Genomic DNA, 18,367 nt, shown 5'->3' with positions numbered 1-18,367 from the left:
CACTCGCGATACGTGTCGCTAGTTGCAGTCTCGCGGTGAGTACGCTTTTACCGTGGCGAAACGACCCGACACTTTGGCCTGGCGCTACGGGCGCACGCTGGTCGGTGTCGTCGCGGCCGTCGCGGTGCTGGTGATCGGCGGTCTGACCGGTCACGTGACACGCGCCGACGACCTGTCCTGCACGGTCACCAAATGCGTCGCGTTGACGTTCGACGACGGCCCCGGCCCCTTCGACGAGCGGCTGCTGCAGGTCCTGAAGGACAACGACGCGAAGGCCACGTTCTTTCTGATCGGAAACAAGGTGGCCGCCAATCCGGCGGGCGCCAAGCGCATCGCCGACGCCGGGATGGAAATCGGCAGCCACACCTGGGAACACCCCAACATGACCACCATCCCGCGGGAGGACATCGCCGCGCAGTTCGCCAAGGCGAATGACGCGATCACCGCCGCGACCGGCCACACGCCGACGCTGTACCGGCCCGCGGGCGGGCTGTCCGACCCGGTGGTGCGCCAGACGGCCGGACAGTTCGGGTTGGCCGAAATCCTCTGGGATGTCATCCCTTTCGACTGGGCCAACGACTCGAACACGGCGGCCACGCGATCCATGCTGATGACCTACACCAAGCCGGGCTCGGTGGTGTTGTTCCATGACACCTACTCGAGCACCGTCGATCTGGTGTATCAGTTCATCCCGGTGCTCAAGGCCAACGGCTACCGGATGGTGACGGTCAGCGAACTGCTGGGACCACGCGCGCCCGGCAGCAGTTACGGCGGCCGGGAGAACGGACCGCCCGTCAACGGTCTGCGCGACGTCCCCGCCGGCGACATCCCCACGCTGCCCAACACGCCCTCGCCCAAGCCGATGCCCAACTTCCCGATCACCGACATTCCCGGACAGAACTCCGGCGGGCCGAACAACGGTGCCTAGCGCGAGTAGTGGGGCCGCGACGAAAGGACGAAAGTCCGCTCGGCGGTGGATGTTTCACTACGGGCTGGACCTGAGTCTGTCGTATGTCCTAGCCGTCGTCGAGGCGGCCGCCATCCTGATCCCCTTGCGCGGCCACACGTCCGTCGGGGCCGACGATGACTTCGCGCGGCACAGCACGGCGCCGGTGGCGGTGCTGGTCGTGCTGGGCATCATCGGCGTCTCGGTGGCCGGCGCCTTGAGCCTGGCCCCCACGCTGCGCTGGTTTGTGGCGGGCGAGCAACCGACACCCGAACAGCGCGAGACCGTGATGAAGCTGGCCGGGCGCCAGTCGGCGATCCTGGTGACGGCCTGGGCGCTGAGCGGCGGAACCTTCATCCTGCTGAATCTGGGTGGCGGGCCCCGACTCCTGCTGCCCATCATGCTCGGCGTGCTGCTCGGCGGCACGGCCGCCGCCGGTACGGGAATGCTGCTCGCGCAACGCACGCTGCGGCCCATCATGCGTGCCGCCACACTGGGCGCCGAGCCACGGCTGGCCGTGCCGAGCGTGTACGCGCGACTGGTCCTGCTGTGGTTTTTGTGCAGCGCCTTTCCCATCGCGGTCATCGCGAGCCTGGTCGTCCTGCGCTCGTACGGGTGGCTGATCGAGAGGTCCGCATCGTTGGACGTGCCGATCCTGGTGGTATCGCTGGCGGCGCTGGTTTTGGGACTGCCGACCATGATCCTGACCTCGCGATCCATTTCGGACCCCATCGGCGAGGTCGTCGACGCCATGGCGGAGATCGAACACGGCCGCATGGAAACATACGTCGGCGCCTACGAGCGCTCCCAAATCGGGCGGCTGCAAACGGGATTCAACCAAATGGTGGCCGGGCTCGCCGAGCGCGACCGGCTGCGGGATCTGTTCGGCCGCCATGTCGGGGCCGACGTCGCGCAGCGCGCGGTCGAAGAGGGGGCGTCGCTGTCCGGGGACGTGGTCGAAGCGGCGGTGCTTTTCATCGACCTGGTGGGTTCCACGCAGATCGCGGAAAGCCGTCCGCCGCAAGAGGTTGCCGAGGTCCTCAACGACTTCTTCCGGATCGTCGTCAACGCCGTCGACGAACACCAAGGGATGATCAACAAATTCGCCGGTGACGCCGCGCTGGCCGTCTTCGGGGTTCCGCTGCCGACGGATGAGCCGGCGTCGTCGGCCCTGGCGACGGCGCGTGCGCTGGCCACCCAACTGCGGCGGTTGCCAGTCGATTTCGGCATCGGCGTCTCCGCGGGACGGGTCTTCGCCGGCAACGTCGGCGCCGAGAACCGGTACGAATACACTGTGATCGGCGACGCCGTCAACGAAGCCGCGCGGCTAGCCGACCTCGCCAAGACGTCCGACCGGCGAATCTTGTGCTCGGCGGCCGCCATCGATGCGGCCGGTGAGGACGAATGCGGGCACTGGGCCGAATGCTATTCGACCGTGTTGCGGGGACGATCCGAGGCCACGCACGTCTCGGCGCCGCGCGGACCGGCCGGCTAGGGCCGGGGCAGCGTCAGGATTTCGCGACCTTCAGCGCGGCGATGATCTTGCCGACGAGGTCCGCCGAGGCGGTGTCACCGATGGGTGTGCTGCCGATGAATACGGTGACCGGTTTGGTGTCGACGGCGATGATGCTGACCGAGTCGCCTTTGACGTTGCGGGTGGGGTCGGCGATGGTGACGTCGGCGTCGGCCCGCACCGCCTTGGTCCCGTCGACGGTGATCGACGACGTCTTGACAGGCCCCAGCGTGGGTGTCGCGTTCGCATATCCGGGCCCGTTGACTACGCACTGCATCAGTTTGGTGGCTTGCGCCGTGAGGTCCATGCTGGCAACGAAATTGGTGACGCCGACCTCGGCCGTCATCATCCACTGATTGGCGCCGGGCACGTCCTGGGCGACGCCGAGTCCGCCGATCAGGTTGGGGCCCTGGTCGTCGGAGAACACGGTCCAGCCGGAGGGCGCCGCGCTGGCCGGGAACGAGAGCTTGCCGGCGGCGATCGAGTCGGACCGGGGTGGCTCCCCGCCGGACACGTTCGGCGTGCAATCGGTGGCGTTCTGCGCCGAATTCTTGGGCTGCGAGACCGAGGTGCTCGTCGACGACGGAGCGGCGCCCGGCCGCTTGTTGCCGTGGCCGCCCTTCATCACCACCAGGGTGGCCACCAGCGCGATCACGGCCAGCGCGACCAGGCCGGCGACGATCAACCAGGGCAGCTTGGAGCCGCCGGGGGGAGGACCAGGTGGGTAGGGTCCGCCGGGCGGAAATGGTTGCCCCGGTGGGGGATACTGCGGGCTCTGGTACGGGTTGACGGCGGGCCCGCCCGGCGGCGGATACGGGTACTGGCCGCCCGGGGGGTAGGCGTACGGACCGCCTTGCGGGTAGGGGCCTTGCGGGTAAGGGTCGGGGCCGCCCGCCGGCGGCTGAGCGCCCCGATTCGGGTCCTGCCCGTACGGATTGCTTCCGTAAGGCCCCTGGCCGTAGGGGCCGCCGGGAGGAGCCGTCATGGAAAAACCACCCTTACACTCGTCGACTACCGTCGCAGCGCGACGGTCGGGCCTAGTCTTCCGGCTTGACCTTCGCCATGGCCAGCACGTCGAGCCGGCGGTCGAGCTCCTCGATCGACAGCTTGTCGCCGATCAGGCCGCGGTCGATCACCGTCTGGCGAATCGTCTTGCGCTCCTTGAGGGCTTGCTTGGCGACCGCGGCGGCCTCCTCGTAGCCGATCGCCGAGTTCAGCGGCGTCACGATGGACGGCGACGATTCGGCGAGCTCGCGGAGGTGCTCGACATTGGCCGCCAGCCCGCTGATGCAGCGCTCCGCGAACAGCTTCGACACGTTGGTCAGCAACTTGAACGACTCGAGGATGTTGCGGGCCATCATCGGGATGTAGACGTTGAGCTCGAAGGCGCCGTTGCCGCCGCCCCACGCGACCGCGGCGTCGTTGCCGATCACTTGCGCGGCGACCTGCGTAACCGCTTCGGGCAGAACCGGATTCACCTTGCCCGGCATGATCGAGCTGCCCGGCTGCAGGTCGGGCAGCTGAATTTCGGCCAGGCCGGTCAGCGGGCCCGAGCCCATCCAGCGGACGTCGTTGGCGATCTTGGTCAGCGACACGGCGATGGTGCGCAGCGCACCGGAGGCCTCGACCAGCCCGTCGCGCGCCGCCTGGGCCTCGAAAGAATTTGCCGCCGTGCGCAGTTCGCTCAGGCCGGTGGAGGCGACCAACGTTTCGACGACCTTGGCGCCGAAGCCGTCGGGGGCGTTGAGGCCGGTGCCCACCGCGGTCCCGCCGATCGCCAGTTCGCCCAGTCGGGGCAGTGTGGCGCGCACCCGCTCGATGCCGGCCTCGATCTGGCGGGCGTAGCCGCTGAATTCCTGGCCGAGCGTCACGGGAACTGCGTCCATGAGGTGGGTGCGACCCGACTTGACCACGGTGTGCCATTCGCGGGCCTTGCTCGCCAGCGCGTCGTGCAGCACCTCGAGCGCCGGAATGAGGTGGCGCACGGCGGCTTCGGTGGCCGCGATGTGGGTGGCGGTGGGGAAGGTGTCATTCGACGACTGCGACATGTTGACGTCGTCGTTGGGGTGCACGGTGACACCGCCCCTGGCCGCGATGGACGCGATCACCTCGTTGGTGTTCATGTTGGAGCTGGTGCCCGAACCGGTCTGGAACACATCGATGGGAAACTGGTCGTCGTGCCGGCCGTCGGCGATCTCGGCGGCCGCGGCGATGATCGCGTCGGCCTTCTCCGGAGCCAGCAGCCCGAGATCCTTGTTGACCTGCGCGCAGGCGCCCTTCAGCAGGCCCAGGGCGCGGATCTGGGTGCGTTCCAGGCCCCGACCCGAGATCGGAAAGTTCTCGACCGCACGCTGGGTTTGCGCGCGCCACAACGCCTTTGCGGGTACGCGGACCTCGCCCATGGTGTCGTGCTCGATGCGGTACTCGGCGTCCTCAGTGCTGTTCAAGGCCATGGAGTGCTGGCTTCCTCGTTCTTCGATCTGGTGGTCAGGGCAGGGGATAGGCGGCAGAACTGTCGCCGGTGAAGTCGATGGCGGAGTACTCGTTGAGTTTCGAAAGCCGGTGGTAGGCCTCGATCATTCGGACGGTGCCCGACTTCGACCGCATGACGATCGACTGGGTGGTGCAGCCGCCGGGGTAGTACTGCACGCCCTTGAGCAAATCGCCGTTGGTGACCCCGGTGGCGCAGAAGAACACGTTCTCACCGGACACGAGGTCCTCGGTGGTCAGGATCTGATCGAGGTCATAGCCGGCGTCGATGGCCTTCTGGCGTTCGTCGTCGTCGGTGGGGGCCAACTGCGCCTGGATGGCGCCACCCATGCACCGGATCGCGGCGGCGGCGATGATGCCCTCCGGGGTGCCGCCGATCCCGGCCAGCATGTCGGTGCCCGAATGGGGCCGGCAGGCCGAGATCGCGCCGGCGACGTCGCCGTCGGTGATCAGCCGGATGCGGGCTCCGGTGGCCCGGACGTCTTCGATCAGCTGGGCGTGCCGCGGCCGGTCCAGGATGCACACGGTCATGTCGCGCACCGACAACGCCTTCACCTTGGCGACGGCCTTGATGTTCTCGGCGATCGGCGCGGTGATGTCGAGCACGTGCGCCGCCTCGGGGCCGACGGCGATCTTGTTCATGTAGAACACCGCCGACGGGTCGAACATCGCGCCGCGGTCGGCCACCGCCAGCACGGAGATGGCGTTGGGCATGCCCTTGCTCATCAGCGTGGTGCCGTCGATCGGGTCGACCGCGAAGTCACACTCCGCGCCGTCCCCGTTGCCGACCTCCTCGCCGTTGTAGAGCATCGGCGCGTGGTCCTTCTCACCCTCGCCGATGACGACCACGCCGCGCATCGACACCGAGTTGACGAGTTCGCGCATCGCGTCGACGGCCGCCCCGTCGCCGCCCTCCTTGTCGCCGCGGCCCACCCAGCGGCCGGCGGCCATGGCGCCGGCCTCGGTGACCCGGACCAGTTCCAGGGCCAGGTTGCGGTCTGGAGCCTCACCGCGCGGCCGCGCCTGCGCTGGAGCTCGGCCATTGGCGGTGGACGAGCGGTTGCCCTCAACTGTCATGGTTGGTGATTGTCCCAGAAGCGGATCGGTCCGCTGGAACTGGGATACTCGGGGGATGACCGAGAAGCCGCCGCTGAATGCCAGCTCGGACGGCTATGTGACCGGTGAGCCCGCGCCGTCCGCCGGCCCCGCGCCCCGGCCGGAGAAGCCTCGGCTGCTGCAGGACGGCCGGGACATGTTCTGGTCCCTGATTCCGCTGGTCATCGGCTGCGTGGTGCTGGCCGGCCTGCTGGGTATGTGTTCGTTTCAGCTCGACAACCGCAAGGGCCCCGTCCCGTCCTATGACGCCGCGGCGGCGCTGCGGGCGGACGCGGCGACGCTCGGCTTCCCCATCCGCCAGCCGCAGCTGTCCAGCGGCTGGCAGGCCAACTCGGGGCATCGCGGCGGTGTCCCCAACGGCCGAGTCGATCCCGCGACCGGTCAACGGCTGAACGCGCCCATCTCGGTGGTCGGATACATCAGCCCGAGCGGAATGTATCTGAGCCTGACCCAGAGCAACGCCGACGAGGACAAGCTGATCAACTCGATCCATCCGGCGGCGTATCCGACCGGGGCGGTCGACGTCGCCGGGACCAACTGGGTCGTCTACCAGGGGTCCGGCGAAAGCGGCGCGGACGCCGAGGCCATCTGGACCACCCGGCTCAGCGGTCCGGGCGGCGCGACGCAGATCGCGATCACCGGCGCCGGAAGCGCCGATCAGTTTCGTACCCTGGCGTCGGCGACGCAGTCGCAGCCGCCCCTGCCGACCAGCCGATAGAAGGGGACACGCGTGAGCGCACCAGAGGCCGATCTGTCCGGATGGTCGGCGGCGCAGTTCAGCGGCGGTGGCTATACCCACCACGTCTACCGCAAGGGCTCCGGTCCCGGCGTGGTGCTGATTCCGGAGCTGCCCGGGATTCATCCCGGTGTGCTGGGTTTGGGTAATCACCTGGTGGACAACGGTTTCACCGTGGCTATCCCGTCACTGTTCGGTGAACCGGGCCGGACCACGACGGCCGGTTATCTGGTCGGCGCCATCGCGCGAGCTTGTGTGGCAAGGGAATTCGCGGCTTTTGCGACCAATAAGCAGCGGCCGGTGTCGGTGTTCCTGCGCGCGCTGGCGCGCGACCTCAACGCCTCGACGCCGGGTAAGGGTGTCGGCGTGATCGGTCAATGCTTCACCGGCGGATTCGCGCTGGCGGCCGCGGTCGACGACATCGTGCTGGCGCCGGTGCTGTCGCAGCCGTCGGTGCCGTTCCCGCTCGGCGCCGCTCGGCGCCGTGACCCCGGCCTGAGCGAGTCCGAGCTGACCACCGTGGCCGACCGCTGCGCCAACGACGGTTTGTGCGCCATGGGATTGCGGTTCAGCGAGGACAAACTGGCGCCGGGCGAACGATTCGCGACGCTCAAGGAGCGCCTCGGCGACGCCTTCGAGGTGATCGACATCGATTCGGGCCCGGGCAATCAGCACGGCTTCGGCAAGATGGCGCATTCGGTGCTCACCGATGAGGTCCGCGAAATCGACGGACACCCCGCCTACGAGGCCCGCAAACGGGTCGTCGAATTTCTCACCGAGCGGCTGACCTAGAAACGGGCTAGGCAACCCGCCTCGAGCTGGCGAGATTCTCGGCGAGATCTGCGGCCCTGGCGACGCTCTCGGCGGGTTTGGTCATCCGGCCCGCGAGCTCACGAGCGCGGATTGCGTACTCGGGCGCCAAGATCCGGCGCAGATCCGCCACGAGCGATTCCCGCGTGGTGGCCGAGAGGCGGCGGTGCGTGCCCACCTTCAGGCGGCGTTTGACCTGGGCCCCCCAGATGATCTGGTTCCCGTCGACCGAGAGAATCAGCGTGGGGATTCCGGCGCGCAGACTCGCGGCCGTCGTGCCCGACCCGCCATGGTGCACGGCCGCGCGACACGTGGGAAAGATGGACGCGTAATTCACCGCGCCGACCACCTTGACGTGATCGAAATGCGGGACATCGTCGAAGTCGTTCCAGCCCGCGCAGATCAGCGCCCGCTCACCCAACTGCGCGCAGGCCGCACTGATCATCTCGACCGTGTCGGCCGGAGATTTCACCGGCATGCTGCCGAACCCGAAGAAAATCGGCGGTGTTCCCGCGGCGATCCATGACGCGGCCTCGTCGTCGGCGCTCGTTGCCAACTCCATCGTCAGCGCGCCCACGAACGGCCGCTGGTGCCGCCATTTCGCCCATTCGGCCGCCAACCCCGGGAATGCAACTTCGTCGTAGGCCTGAAGCTCGAGCGCCCCCCATTCGGCAATCCGTCGCGGTGAGGCGGATGTCGCTTTTGGTAGGCCGAGTTCGCGGCGCTGCGCATCCTCGACCTTCTTGCTCAGGCGCCACGTCAGCCAGTCGAAAGCCCGCACCGCGAAGCGCGAGGCCGGGGCCGGCAAAATCGCCACCACCCGGCCGTTGGGGCGCATCGGGACGTGATGCAGCGTGACCAATGGAAGACCGTGGTACTCCGCCACATTGGCGGCGATTTCCTGGTAAGTCTGCCCGGCGAGCACCAAATCGGCCCCGTCCGCCAGCGACGTCAGGGTCTGGTTCATGTGCGCCCAGGACTGGACGGTGACCTCCCGGATTTCGCGTCCCGCCTGCGATATGTCCCGAATTCTCCAGAACGCGCCGAACAGGGTCGTAGAGAATTGGTGGAACGCATCCATCCACGCCTGCGTCTCCGCTCCGTAGGGCACGGCGGCAAGCCCCGCCGATTCGGCGAATTCGACCAGGTCGGGCGGGACGGCGATGCACACGTCATGCCCTCGGCGCTGCAGTTCGCGGCCGACGACAATGGAAGGCTCGATGTCGCCTCGAGTTCCATAGCTCGCCAGCGCAAATCTCATTACGGATCTCAAACTTTCGGTTGTGGTGTCCGGCGCCGATGCATCCGTGTTTCGTGGGTCCAGGGCGAGCCTATTGCTTCGCCCGAGATTTGACCCGATGAACGATGACTCTTCCGTGCGGAACTTCGGCGAGCCGGAAAACGAGGACGGGACACGTTAGCTCTGAGTACTATTCGGAACATTTCACTCTGTCGACCGGGGGGCTGATGAACTCGGTGAGCCTGATATCGCTGCGCCCTCTGGCGGCATCTTCGGCGGGCGAACGATGACGATGGAATCTGAGTGCGCGTTACCGGCGAGCGCCGCCGAGCCCGCCAAGCGATTGTTGTCCATCGACCTGGTCGATGCCGATGAACACGGCGAGCTGGACGAATGGGGCAACCGGGCGGCGCTGGAACGGCCGGCCAACGCACCGGTATCGATTCCGGAGTCGTTCGCGGTGCAGGTGGCCCGCGACGCGAACGCGGTAGCGATCACGTGCGGGGATCGCTCGATGACCTACGGCGAGCTGGACACGGCATCTAATCGATTGGCGCACCTGCTCGTTGACCGGGGGGCGGCCCCAGGTGAGCGGGTGGCGATGCTGCTGCCGCGCAGCGCCGAGGCGATCGTGGCGGTCCTGGCGGTGATCAAGACCGGAGCGGCGTACGTGCCGATCGATCCAGCGCATCCCGACGCGCGCGTCGGGATGGTCGTCGGCGACGCTGAACCGATCGCCCTGATCACGAACGGGCATTTGCGTCTGCGGGTGGATGCCTCCGGCGTGCCGGTCATCGACATCAGCGACTCCGCCGTCGAAGCCCAGTCCGGCGGCGCGTTGCCGGTCCCCGCCGCGGACAACGTCGCCTACATCATCTACACCTCGGGCACCACCGGCGTGCCCAAGGGTGTGGCCGTCACGCACCGCAACGTGACCGGGCTATTCCAGTCGCTCGACGCCGAACTGGCGCGGGGGCAGGTGTGGGCGCACTGCCATTCCCTGGCCTTCGATTACTCCGTCTGGGAAATCTGGGGTCCGCTGCTGTCCGGAGGGCGGCTGCTGGTTGTGCCGGATGCCGTCGTTCGTTCGTCGGAAGATTTTCATGCCCTGCTTGTGCGCGAACAAGTCAGCGTTCTGAGCCAGACCCCGTCGGCGTTCCATGCGCTGCAAACCGCTGACACGCTGCACTCCGAGATGGGACAGCTGAACCTGCAGACGGTGATCTTCGGTGGCGAAGCGCTTGAACCGCAACGCCTTGCGCCGTGGTTCCGTAGTCATCCTGAGCAGCCGCGGATGATCAACATGTACGGCATCACCGAGACAACGGTGCATGCCTCGTTCCGGCAGATCGGTCTCGGGGACGTCGACAACGGCGTCAGCCCGATCGGAGTGCCGCTAGAGCATCTGGCCTTCTTCGTGCTGGATAAATTCTTGCGTCGGGTGTCGTCGGGCGCCATCGGCGAGCTGTATGTGGCCGGTGCGGGCGTGACTTCCGGATATTGGGGCCGGTCCGGGTTGACTGCGTCGCGGTTCGTGGCGTGCCCGTTCGGCGGTGCGACAGCGTCTGGGCAACGTATGTACCGCACCGGTGATCTGGTGCGCTGGGGTGCCGACGGTCAGCTGCAGTATGTGGGCCGCGCCGACGAGCAGGTCAAAATCCGCGGCTATCGCATCGAGTTGGGAGAGATAAAGGCAGCACTCGGTGAGCTGGATGGCGTGGATCAGGCGGCGGTGATCGCCCGTGAGGACCGCCCCGGCGACAAGCGCCTGGTCGGCTACGTCACCGGAACTGCCGATCCGGTCAAGGTGCGCACACAACTGGCGGATCGACTGCCGGAATATATGGTTCCGGCCGCGATCGTGGGGCTGCAGGCGTTGCCGCTCACGGTAAACGGCAAACTCGACCCGCGCGCCTTGCCGACCCCGGAGTACCAGGACGCCGATCGTTACCGCGCGCCAGGAGACGCGGTCGAGCAGGTCCTGGCCGATATCTACGCCCAGGTGCTCGGTGTCGAGCGTGTCGGCGTGGACGATTCGTTCTTCGACCTGGGCGGGGACAGCGTCTTGTCGATGCAAGTGGTGGCCCGGGCGCGGGCGGCCGGTGTGGCGTGTCGGCAGCGCGATGTCTTCGTCGAGCAGACGGTGGCCCGGCTTGCCCAGGTGGCTACTTTGCTCGATGGCGAGGCAGCAGTGGTCGATGAGGGCGTCGGGGCTGTCGTGGCCACCCCGATCATGCGCTGGCTACACGCTTTTGACGGTCCAATTGACGAGTACAACCAGACGGTGGTGGTGCACGCACCCGCCGGAGTGACCGAAACGGACGTCGTGGCCGTGTTGCAAGCTCTGCTGGACCGGCACGCCATGTTGCGGCTGCGCGCAGAGGACACCGGGGACGGCGACTGGTCGCTGTGGGTGCCCGAGGTGGGGGCGGTGGACGCCCGCGCCTGCCTGCGCTCGGTGGATGCGTTGTCCGACGAGGCGCTGGTCGCCGCGCGGTCACGGTTGAATCCGGGGGCGGGGGCGATGTTCACCGCGTTGTGGGTGCCGGACACCGGGCAGTTGGCCTTGATGATTCACCATCTTTCCGTCGATGTTCCGTCGTGGCGAATCCTGTTCGAAGACTTGAACATTGCGTGGGCGCAACTGCACGGCGGGCAGCCGGTGGAATTGCCCATTGGTGGAACTTCGTTTGCCCGGTGGGGGGCTGTACTGAGTGAGCACGCGCGCAGCGCGGCGGTGGTGGAGCTGGCCGACGCGTGGCGGCAAGTGCTGGCAACCCCCGCCGCGTTGCCCGCGGTGCAGCCGGCGCTCGACACCTACGCCAGCGCGGGCCACCTGTTGGCGGTCCTGGACGCCGACATCACTCGCGAGTTACTCGGCGAGGTATCTACCGCGTTTCAGGCTGCGGTGCAAGACATTCTGTTGATCGCGTTCGGCTTGGCCTGGAATGAGTTCCTCGGCGCGGGTGGCGCCCCGGTCGGTGTCAACGTTAAAGGTCACGGACGTGCCGAGGAGCTGCGGCGTGACGTTGATCTGTCGCGCACGGTGGGGTGGTTCACCAGTAAGTACCCGGTGGCGCTGACGGTGGGCGAACTGCCGTGGGCGCACGTAGCTGCCGGTGGCGGCGCGCTGGGGCCGTTGATCACGGCCGGCTTGGAGCGGCTTCGCGCCGCGCCTGACGGTCTCACCTACGGTCTGCTGCGCTACCTTAATCCCGAAGTGGCCCTGGATGGTTCGGAGCCACCCATCGAATTCAACTACCTCGGGCGATTTGACGCCGATACGGCCGGCCTCGCCGAAGATCTGTGGCGGGTCGATGAGGACGCCATGGCGGCCATCCCCGCGGCGTCGGCGATACCCACACCGCTCGGCCATACCGTGGAGTTCAATGCCGCCCTTTTGGATACCGGCACCGGCCAGCACCTGCACGCGACATGGACATGGGCGCCGTCGGCGCTCAACGAGGGACAGATCCAGCGGCTGAACCGGCTGCTGTTCGAGGCACTGACCGGCATCTGCGCGCACGTGCGGCAAGGCGGCGGCGGCTAGCCGACATCGTCGGCCCCGATCATCGGCGATAATGTCGCTGAACCCCTTTTTAAGCTCACTCGGGAGATTGTGCACGCGCATGGCGATCGACGACTTGGTGGTGGAGACCGGCTACGGCCCGGTCCGCGGCGTCGTCGAGGGCCGCGTCAAGGCGTGGAAAGGCATTCGCTACGCGGCGGCGCCGGTGGGCGACTTGCGTTTTCGGGCGCCGCAACCGCCCGAGCCCTGGACCGAGATCGCCGACGCCACCGTGTTCGGGCCGGCCTGCCCACAACCGATCTTTCCCAACATGCCGCTGGATCTGGGCGCGCCGCAGGGCGAAGACTGCCTGCGGCTCAACGTGTGGGCATCCTCTGACACCCGGCCCGGCGACGCCAAACCGGTGCTGGTGTGGCTGCACGGCGGCGCCTACGTCCTGGGGTCTAGCAGCCAGACGCTCTACGACGGCAGCAGGTTGGTCAGCCACGGCGACGTCGTCGTGGTCACGGTCAACTACCGGCTCGGGGTGCTCGGCTTTCTCGACCTGTCGTCGTTGGACGCTGCGGGGCAACGGTTCGACTCGAACGTAGGGCTGCGCGACGCGCTCGCGGCGTTGAAGTGGGTGCGCGACAACGTCGCTGCCTTCGGCGGCGACCCGCACCGGGTCACGCTGTTCGGTGAATCCGCCGGAGCGGGGATCGTCACGACCCTGCTGGCCAGCCCGGCGGCTGCCGGCCTGTTCGCCGGTGCGATCGCACAGAGTTCACCGGCCACCTCGGTCTACGATCGCGACCGTGCGCAGCGCGTCACCCAAGCCTTCCTCGGCAAACTCGGAATCGCCCCGTCCGAGTCGCACCGGCTCGTCGACATCCCGATGGCGGCGATCCTGGCCGCGTCGCAAGAGGTGTTCGACGAAGTGCCGGTGCGCAACCCGGGAACGCTGGCGTTCGTGCCGATCGTCGACGGCGACGTGCTGGGCGACTACCCGGTCAAGCTGGCGCAAGAGGGTCGCACCCATCCGGTCCCGCTGATCATCGGCACCAACAAACACGAGGCGGCGCTCTTCCGGCTGATGCGCTCGCCGCTGATGCCGATCACCCCGAGCGCGATCACCTCGATGTTCAACCAAATCGCCGCCGAACAACCCGACTTGCAGCTGCCCACCGAGCAGGAGATCGGCTCGGCGTATTCGCGATTGCGGCGCAAGGCAAGGAGTTTGAGCATCGCGACCGACGTCGGCTTCCGGATGCCCTCGGTGTGGCTGGCCGAGGGGCACGCGCACGTGGCGCCGGTCTATCTGTACCGGTTCGATTACGCCACCCCGTTGTTGAAGCTGCTGACGGTAAGGGCCGCGCACGCCACCGAATTGCCTTACGTCTGGGGGACTCTCGGTGCGCCCAAGGATCCCACGCTCAAGCTCGGTGGCACCCGAACCGCCAAGGCGGTCTCCAAAAGGGTGCGTACCCGATGGATCAATTTCGCTGCGCACGGCAAGCCCGCGGGCCCGGCAGGCGAGCCGCAATGGCCGCCGTACCGAGCGACCGATCGCGCCTGCCTGCTCATCGGTAAGAAGGATTTCCTCGCGCAGGACGTCGACGCGAACATCCGCGCCGCGTGGGGCAGCGAGATGGTGAGTTTTCGCTAAACGGATGCCTTGGCGGCCAACGCTTCTCGCTTCATTTGGTCGAACATGCCCACGTAGTACGGCAGACACTCCGACAGCGCCCGCTCGGTGGTGAACAGGGGCTGATAGCCAAGGTCACGAGACGCCTTGGCAATCGAGAAGAAATTGTCCAGGTACAGCCGCTCGACGGCGAGCGGCTCGAGCAGCGGCGCCGGAATCCCGAACCGAAAATGCAGCCGCTGCCAACCCGTCATCGCCGCTCGCACCACGGGGCCGTTCACCCGGACCCGCGGCCAATTCTCGCCGCAGGCCTCGATCACCGGCCGGGCGAACTCGAACATGTTGATCGGCTCGGCGTCGTTGATGAAGTACGCCTGACCGGGTGCGGTGCCGCCGGGAACCAGATGCTGCGCGGCCAGGATGAAACCGTGAATCAGGTTGTGCACGTAGGAGTTGTCCAGCCGGGCCGATTTGCGGCCGATCAGCACCTTGACGTGACCGGCGATGACGCTTTCGAAGAGCTTGCGGAACATCGTCTGGTCGCCGCGGCCCCAGATGCCGCTGGGCCGAATCGCACACGTCAGCAGGCCGCCAACGTTGTTCTGGCCCAGGACAAATCGCTCCGCGATCACTTTGGTCTCGGTGTACAGATCGTTGAACCGATTGGTGTAGGGCAAGGTCTCGTCGCCGTTGACGATGTTTTGACCGCCCATCACGACGCTGTTCGACGAGGTGTAGACGAAGCGCTGCACCCCGGCCGCCTGCCCGGCGCGGATCAGGTTCTCGGTGCCCCCGACGTTGACCCCGAAGCTGCGCTGCCGGTACTCCTCGGTCACCGACGCGCCACCCATCAGGTCGATGATCGCCGCGGTGTGAAACACCGTTCCGATGCCGTCGACCGCTTGGGCGCACACGGCCGTGTCGGTGATGTCTCCCTGCAGCACCTCCAACTGGGGATGCTCCGGCAGCGGCGAGGGGGCGCGGTCAAACGAGCGGACCTGATAGCCGCGGTCGAGCAGCGTGGTGACCAGGTTGGCGCCGACGAATCCGGACCCCCCGGTGACCAGGACACGGCCGAGTTCGGCCGTCAGCGATGCATCACCCATAGTGTGGCCAGCATAGCGGAGGAAATGTAACGTGTTCCAGTTCGGAATAAATCTTTCAACTCAGCCCGCCCGTGCCGCGGGATTCAATCGTCCTCCGCGGCGAGTGCGTCCTCGATCCGTTTGCGGGCGCCAGCTAAATGCTCTTCACACCGTTTGGCCAGTTGTTCGCCCCTTTCCCAGAGCTGCAGCGACGCATCGAGGTCCAGGCCGCCCTGCTCCAGCTGGCGCACGACCTCGATCAGTTCGTCCCGGCACGCTTCATAGCCCAGGTTACTAATAGGTGTAATGGATTCCGTCTCCTCCGGGCCGTCGCCGCCGTCGGTTTTACGCGCCATCGGCCGGTCCTTCGCTGACCGCGGCCACGGCGCCGTCGGCCACCCGCACGCGCAACCGGGTCCCCGCCGGCGCGTCGTCGACCGAACGCAGCACCGGGCTCTCGGCGGGTCCGACCGTTTGCACGACCGCATAGCCGCGCGCCAAGGTGGCCGCCGGCCCCAGCGTCGCCAGCCGCGCGCTCAGGTGGCCGACTCGTTCGGTTTCGGTGGCGGCCAGGCGGGTGATGTCGCGGCGGATCGCCGAGCGCGCGCGGTGAACCTCCTCGGCGCGCGCCGTCAGCGCCCTCAGCGGCTCGGCCAGCACCGGGCGGCTGCGGATCTGGGCCAGGGCCCGTTGCTCGCGAGACACCCAGTTGCGCAGCGCCTGCGCGCTGCGCCGGCGCAGGTCGTCGATCAGCCGCTGTTCGCCCGCGGTGTCGGGGACCACCTTCTTGGCCGCGTCGGTGGGGGTGGCCGCGCGCAGATCGGCGACCAGATCGCACAGCGGATTGTCGGGTTCATGGCCGACCGCGCTGATCACCGGGGTGTGGCACGCCGCGATCGCGCGGCACAGCGTCTCGTCGGAGAACGGCAACAGGTCCTCGACACTGCCGCCGCCGCGGGCGAGGACGATGACGTCGACGTCGTCGTCGCGATCGAGCTCACGTAGGGCGTCGACGATCTGCGCAACCGCGTTGGGTCCCTGGACCGCGGTGTTGCGCACCGCGAAACGCACCGCCGGCCACCGTCCCGCCGCCACCGTTCTCACGTCGCGTTCGGCCGCGCTGGCTCGGCCGGTGATTAGGCCGATCATGTTGGGCAGGAAGGGGATTGGCCGCTTGAGCCGGGGATCGAAAAGCCCTTCGGCGTCCAACAGCCTGCGCAGCCGGTCGATGCGTGCCAGTAGTTCGCCGACGCCCACCGCGCGAATTTCGCTGAGCCGCAACGAAAATGTGCCGCGGCCGGTATAGAACGACGGTTTGCCGCACACCACCACCTGGGTGCCCTCGGTCAGCTTCACCGGGGCATTCAGCACCAGATCGCGCGGGCACGTCACGGTTAGCGACATGTCCGCGGCGGGGTCACGCAGGACCATGAACACGGTCTTGGAATCGGCCCGCATCGAGACCTGGGCGAGTTGGCCCTCCACCCAGACGGTGCCCAGCTTGTCGATCCAGCCCGCGACCCGGATTGCCACCGCGCGCACCGGAAAAGGGTTCTCGGCGGAATTGGGTTCGGACGTCGCGGCTGGGGTCACTTCGCGTTCGCGCGGGTGATCCTGTTGGCGAGTAGCGTCTGGAACGGTGCGCGGCCCTTGGTCGCCTGCTCGTAGGCCAGCAGGGCTTCGAGTTCATCCACGCTCAGCGATTGCAGACGGGCCCGCAGCTGGGCCAGCGTCAGGGCGGAGTAGTCCAGTTCGGTGGCCACCGCCGGTTGCGAAACGGACGCGTTGGCCGCCGGCTTCTTCGCGGGGCGGGTGGGCTTGGTCAGTGCGCTGGCGTCTTCGTGCGCGTCGGCCACCGAATACAGCGCGAATCGTCCTTCGGCCCGGCGCTCGGCCTCGCCGCCGTCGGTCGCCGCGGCGTACGCCCCGTCGATGGCGTCGTCCACGTCCTCGTCGAACGTCGCCCATTCCGGCTTCTCGTCCTTGGGCGGGAAAATCGACTCGAGGGTGCTGTCCCCTTTGATCACCAGCTCGGCGAGGTTTTGCTGGAAGCGCATCACCATGTGCGCCGCCTGACTGGCCAGTGTCATCGGGTACATCAGGATGGTTTTCGGCAGCCTGATGGTCTCCTCAACGGCGACCGTCGCCGCGCCGACCAGCAGCCGAACCCCATACGGTGCAGTAGCCATGGGTCCAAGATTGCCTTAAGCGGCGGCTAACTCCAAGCCCGCCGCCGCGAGCTGGCAGCCCCGTGTCGGCAGTAAGTACCCTGGGGGACATGCCCTCGACCGTCGACATGGGGATTCCCGGCGCATCCAGCTCGGTAGCCGTCCCCCCGACCCGCAAGCGCGTGCTCCTGGCCGAGCCGCGCGGTTACTGCGCGGGCGTGGACAGGGCCGTCGAGACCGTGGAGCGCGCGCTGGAAAAGCACGGCCCGCCGGTCTATGTGCGACACGAGATCGTGCACAACCGGCACGTGGTCAGCACGCTGGAAAAGGCCGGTGCGGTGTTCGTCGAGGAGACCGACGAGGTGCCCGAAGGCGCCATCGTGGTGTTCTCCGCCCACGGCGTCGCGCCCTCGGTGCACTCGGCGGCCGCTGAACGCAACCTGCACACCATCGACGCCACCTGCCCCCTGGTCACCAAGGTGCACAACGAGGCCCGGCGATTCGCCCGCAACGACTACGACATCCTGCTCATCGGCCACGAGGGCCACGAGGAGGTCGTCGGCACGGCCGGGGAAGCGCCCGACCATGTGCAGCTGGTCGACGGGGTCGCCGCGGTGGACAACGTGACGGTGCGCGACGAGGACAAGGTGGTGTGGCTCTCGCAGACCACGCTGTCGGTCGACGAGACCATGGAGATCGTCGAGCGGCTGCGGCAACGCTTCCCGAAGCTGCAGGATCCGCCCAGCGACGACATTTGCTATGCGACCCAGAATCGGCAGGTTGCGGTCAAGGCGATGGCGCCGGAGTGCGAGCTGGTGATCGTCGTCGGGTCGCGCAATTCGTCGAACTCGGTGCGGCTGGTGGAAGTGGCGTTGGGCGGCGGGGCCGCCGCCGCGCACCTGGTCGACTGGGCCGACGACATCGACCCGGCATGGCTCGAGGGTGTCACCACGGTCGGCGTCACGTCCGGGGCGTCGGTTCCCGAGGTCTTGGTGCAAGGCGTGCTCGAGCGGCTCGCCGAGTGCGGTTTCGACCTGGTGCAGCCGGTCACCACGGCGCAGGAGACCCTCGTGTTCGCGCTGCCGCGCGAGATCCGCTCAGCCCGCTGAG

Annotated in this window: 14 protein-coding genes and 1 pseudogene; 7 read left to right on the top strand and 8 right to left on the bottom strand. The window is 67.5% G+C overall.

The features are described from left to right. Positions 1 to 52 precede the first annotated feature (52 nt). Together ACZ50Z_RS14435 and ACZ50Z_RS14430 are read left to right on the top strand one after the other, a co-directional pair. Positions 53 to 928: a polysaccharide deacetylase family protein gene (locus tag ACZ50Z_RS14435; RefSeq protein WP_464484168.1), complete on the top strand. Its 876-nt coding sequence runs from the start codon at positions 53 to 55 to the stop codon at positions 926 to 928. 49 nt (positions 929 to 977) lie between these two features. After that, positions 978 to 2,441: an adenylate/guanylate cyclase domain-containing protein gene (locus ACZ50Z_RS14430; protein ID WP_464484167.1), complete on the top strand. Its 1,464-nt coding sequence runs from the start codon at positions 978 to 980 to the stop codon at positions 2,439 to 2,441. Positions 2,442 to 2,454: 13 nt separating this feature from the next. Here ACZ50Z_RS14430 and ACZ50Z_RS14425 read toward each other — a convergent pair whose 3' ends face one another. The 3 genes from ACZ50Z_RS14425 to glpX are packed head-to-tail and all read right to left on the bottom strand — an operon-like array spanning position 2,455 to position 6,026. Next, positions 2,455 to 3,444, bottom strand: a complete 990-nt coding sequence (locus ACZ50Z_RS14425) for a hypothetical protein (RefSeq protein WP_464484166.1) — start codon at positions 3,442 to 3,444, stop codon at positions 2,455 to 2,457. A gap of 52 nt (positions 3,445 to 3,496) precedes the next feature. Beyond that, positions 3,497 to 4,912: a class II fumarate hydratase gene (locus ACZ50Z_RS14420; protein ID WP_464484165.1), complete on the bottom strand. Its 1,416-nt coding sequence runs from the start codon at positions 4,910 to 4,912 to the stop codon at positions 3,497 to 3,499. Between the two features lie 34 nt (positions 4,913 to 4,946). Then, on the bottom strand, positions 4,947 to 6,026 hold the full coding sequence (gene glpX, locus ACZ50Z_RS14415; protein ID WP_464484164.1) for a class II fructose-bisphosphatase: 1,080 nt from the start codon (positions 6,024 to 6,026) through the stop codon (positions 4,947 to 4,949). A 55-nt stretch (positions 6,027 to 6,081) separates the two neighbouring features. Here glpX and ACZ50Z_RS14410 point away from each other — a divergent pair, with 55 nt between their 5' ends. Both ACZ50Z_RS14410 and ACZ50Z_RS14405 read left to right on the top strand, forming a co-directional pair. Then, positions 6,082 to 6,783 carry a DUF4245 domain-containing protein gene (locus ACZ50Z_RS14410; RefSeq protein WP_464484163.1) on the top strand — a complete coding sequence of 234 codons (702 nt, stop codon included), beginning with the start codon at positions 6,082 to 6,084 and terminating at the stop codon, positions 6,781 to 6,783. A gap of 12 nt (positions 6,784 to 6,795) precedes the next feature. After that, positions 6,796 to 7,593, top strand: a complete 798-nt coding sequence (locus tag ACZ50Z_RS14405) for a dienelactone hydrolase family protein (RefSeq protein ID WP_464484162.1) — start codon at positions 6,796 to 6,798, stop codon at positions 7,591 to 7,593. Between the two features lie 7 nt (positions 7,594 to 7,600). Here the strand turns inward: ACZ50Z_RS14405 and ACZ50Z_RS14400 are convergent, their stop codons facing one another. After that, positions 7,601 to 8,872 (bottom strand): glycosyltransferase, encoded by a 1,272-nt coding sequence (locus ACZ50Z_RS14400; protein ID WP_464484161.1) that lies wholly within the window; start codon positions 8,870 to 8,872, stop codon positions 7,601 to 7,603. A 322-nt stretch (positions 8,873 to 9,194) separates the two neighbouring features. Between ACZ50Z_RS14400 and ACZ50Z_RS14395 the strand changes: the two are divergent. Together ACZ50Z_RS14395 and ACZ50Z_RS14390 are read left to right on the top strand one after the other, a co-directional pair. After that, positions 9,195 to 12,398 (top strand): annotated as a pseudogene (locus ACZ50Z_RS14395) (amino acid adenylation domain-containing protein); the annotation flags it as partial. A gap of 82 nt (positions 12,399 to 12,480) precedes the next feature. Continuing rightward, on the top strand, positions 12,481 to 14,025 hold the full coding sequence (locus ACZ50Z_RS14390) for a carboxylesterase/lipase family protein (protein ID WP_464484160.1): 1,545 nt from the start codon (positions 12,481 to 12,483) through the stop codon (positions 14,023 to 14,025). Here the strand turns inward: ACZ50Z_RS14390 and ACZ50Z_RS14385 are convergent. The 4 genes from ACZ50Z_RS14385 to ACZ50Z_RS14370 form a co-directional block, all read right to left on the bottom strand. Next, a complete protein-coding gene (locus ACZ50Z_RS14385) occupies positions 14,022 to 15,110 on the bottom strand; it encodes a 3-beta-hydroxysteroid dehydrogenase (RefSeq protein ID WP_464484159.1) in 1,089 nt (362 codons plus the stop codon). The genes ACZ50Z_RS14390 and ACZ50Z_RS14385 overlap by 4 nt on opposite strands. A gap of 83 nt (positions 15,111 to 15,193) precedes the next feature. After that, positions 15,194 to 15,445 (bottom strand): exodeoxyribonuclease VII small subunit, encoded by a 252-nt coding sequence (locus tag ACZ50Z_RS14380; protein ID WP_464484158.1) that lies wholly within the window; start codon positions 15,443 to 15,445, stop codon positions 15,194 to 15,196. Then, a complete protein-coding gene (xseA, locus tag ACZ50Z_RS14375; RefSeq protein WP_464484157.1) occupies positions 15,435 to 16,682 on the bottom strand; it encodes an exodeoxyribonuclease VII large subunit in 1,248 nt (415 codons plus the stop codon). The genes ACZ50Z_RS14380 and xseA overlap by 11 nt, the downstream gene beginning before the upstream one ends. Further along, entirely contained in the window at positions 16,679 to 17,278 is a 600-nt protein-coding gene (locus ACZ50Z_RS14370; protein ID WP_464484156.1) for a lipid droplet-associated protein, read from the bottom strand. Before ACZ50Z_RS14370 ends, xseA begins: the two co-directional genes overlap by 4 nt. Before the next feature lie 89 nt (positions 17,279 to 17,367). On the opposite strand from ACZ50Z_RS14370, the gene ACZ50Z_RS14365 reads away from it, so the two are divergent. Next, positions 17,368 to 18,366 (top strand): 4-hydroxy-3-methylbut-2-enyl diphosphate reductase, encoded by a 999-nt coding sequence (locus ACZ50Z_RS14365; RefSeq protein ID WP_464484155.1) that lies wholly within the window; start codon positions 17,368 to 17,370, stop codon positions 18,364 to 18,366. Position 18,367 lies beyond the last annotated feature (1 nt).

This window comes from Mycobacterium sp. NTMscope_MAC_269 (assembly GCF_976985695.1).
The sequence above is the reverse complement of the archived record's forward strand: the minus strand, read 5'-3'. Positions and strand labels throughout refer to the sequence as shown.

Excerpts from the sequence above, each read along its gene's own strand:
- ACZ50Z_RS14420 (WP_464484165.1), bottom strand. The coding sequence starts at position 4,912 with ATGGCCTTGAACAGCACTGAGGACGCCGAGTACCGCATCGAGCACGAC.
- glpX (WP_464484164.1), bottom strand. The coding sequence starts at position 6,026 with ATGACAGTTGAGGGCAACCGCTCGTCCACCGCCAATGGCCGAGCTCCA.
- ACZ50Z_RS14390 (WP_464484160.1), top strand. The coding sequence starts at position 12,481 with ATGGCGATCGACGACTTGGTGGTGGAGACCGGCTACGGCCCGGTCCGC.
- ACZ50Z_RS14400 (WP_464484161.1), bottom strand. The coding sequence starts at position 8,872 with ATGAGATTTGCGCTGGCGAGCTATGGAACTCGAGGCGACATCGAGCCT.
- ACZ50Z_RS14380 (WP_464484158.1), bottom strand. The coding sequence starts at position 15,445 with ATGGCGCGTAAAACCGACGGCGGCGACGGCCCGGAGGAGACGGAATCC.
- ACZ50Z_RS14410 (WP_464484163.1), top strand. The coding sequence starts at position 6,082 with ATGACCGAGAAGCCGCCGCTGAATGCCAGCTCGGACGGCTATGTGACC.
- ACZ50Z_RS14385 (WP_464484159.1), bottom strand. The coding sequence starts at position 15,110 with ATGGGTGATGCATCGCTGACGGCCGAACTCGGCCGTGTCCTGGTCACC.
- ACZ50Z_RS14430 (WP_464484167.1), top strand. The coding sequence starts at position 978 with ATGTTTCACTACGGGCTGGACCTGAGTCTGTCGTATGTCCTAGCCGTC.
- ACZ50Z_RS14365 (WP_464484155.1), top strand. The coding sequence starts at position 17,368 with ATGCCCTCGACCGTCGACATGGGGATTCCCGGCGCATCCAGCTCGGTA.
- ACZ50Z_RS14370 (WP_464484156.1), bottom strand. The coding sequence starts at position 17,278 with ATGGCTACTGCACCGTATGGGGTTCGGCTGCTGGTCGGCGCGGCGACG.
- ACZ50Z_RS14425 (WP_464484166.1), bottom strand. The coding sequence starts at position 3,444 with ATGACGGCTCCTCCCGGCGGCCCCTACGGCCAGGGGCCTTACGGAAGC.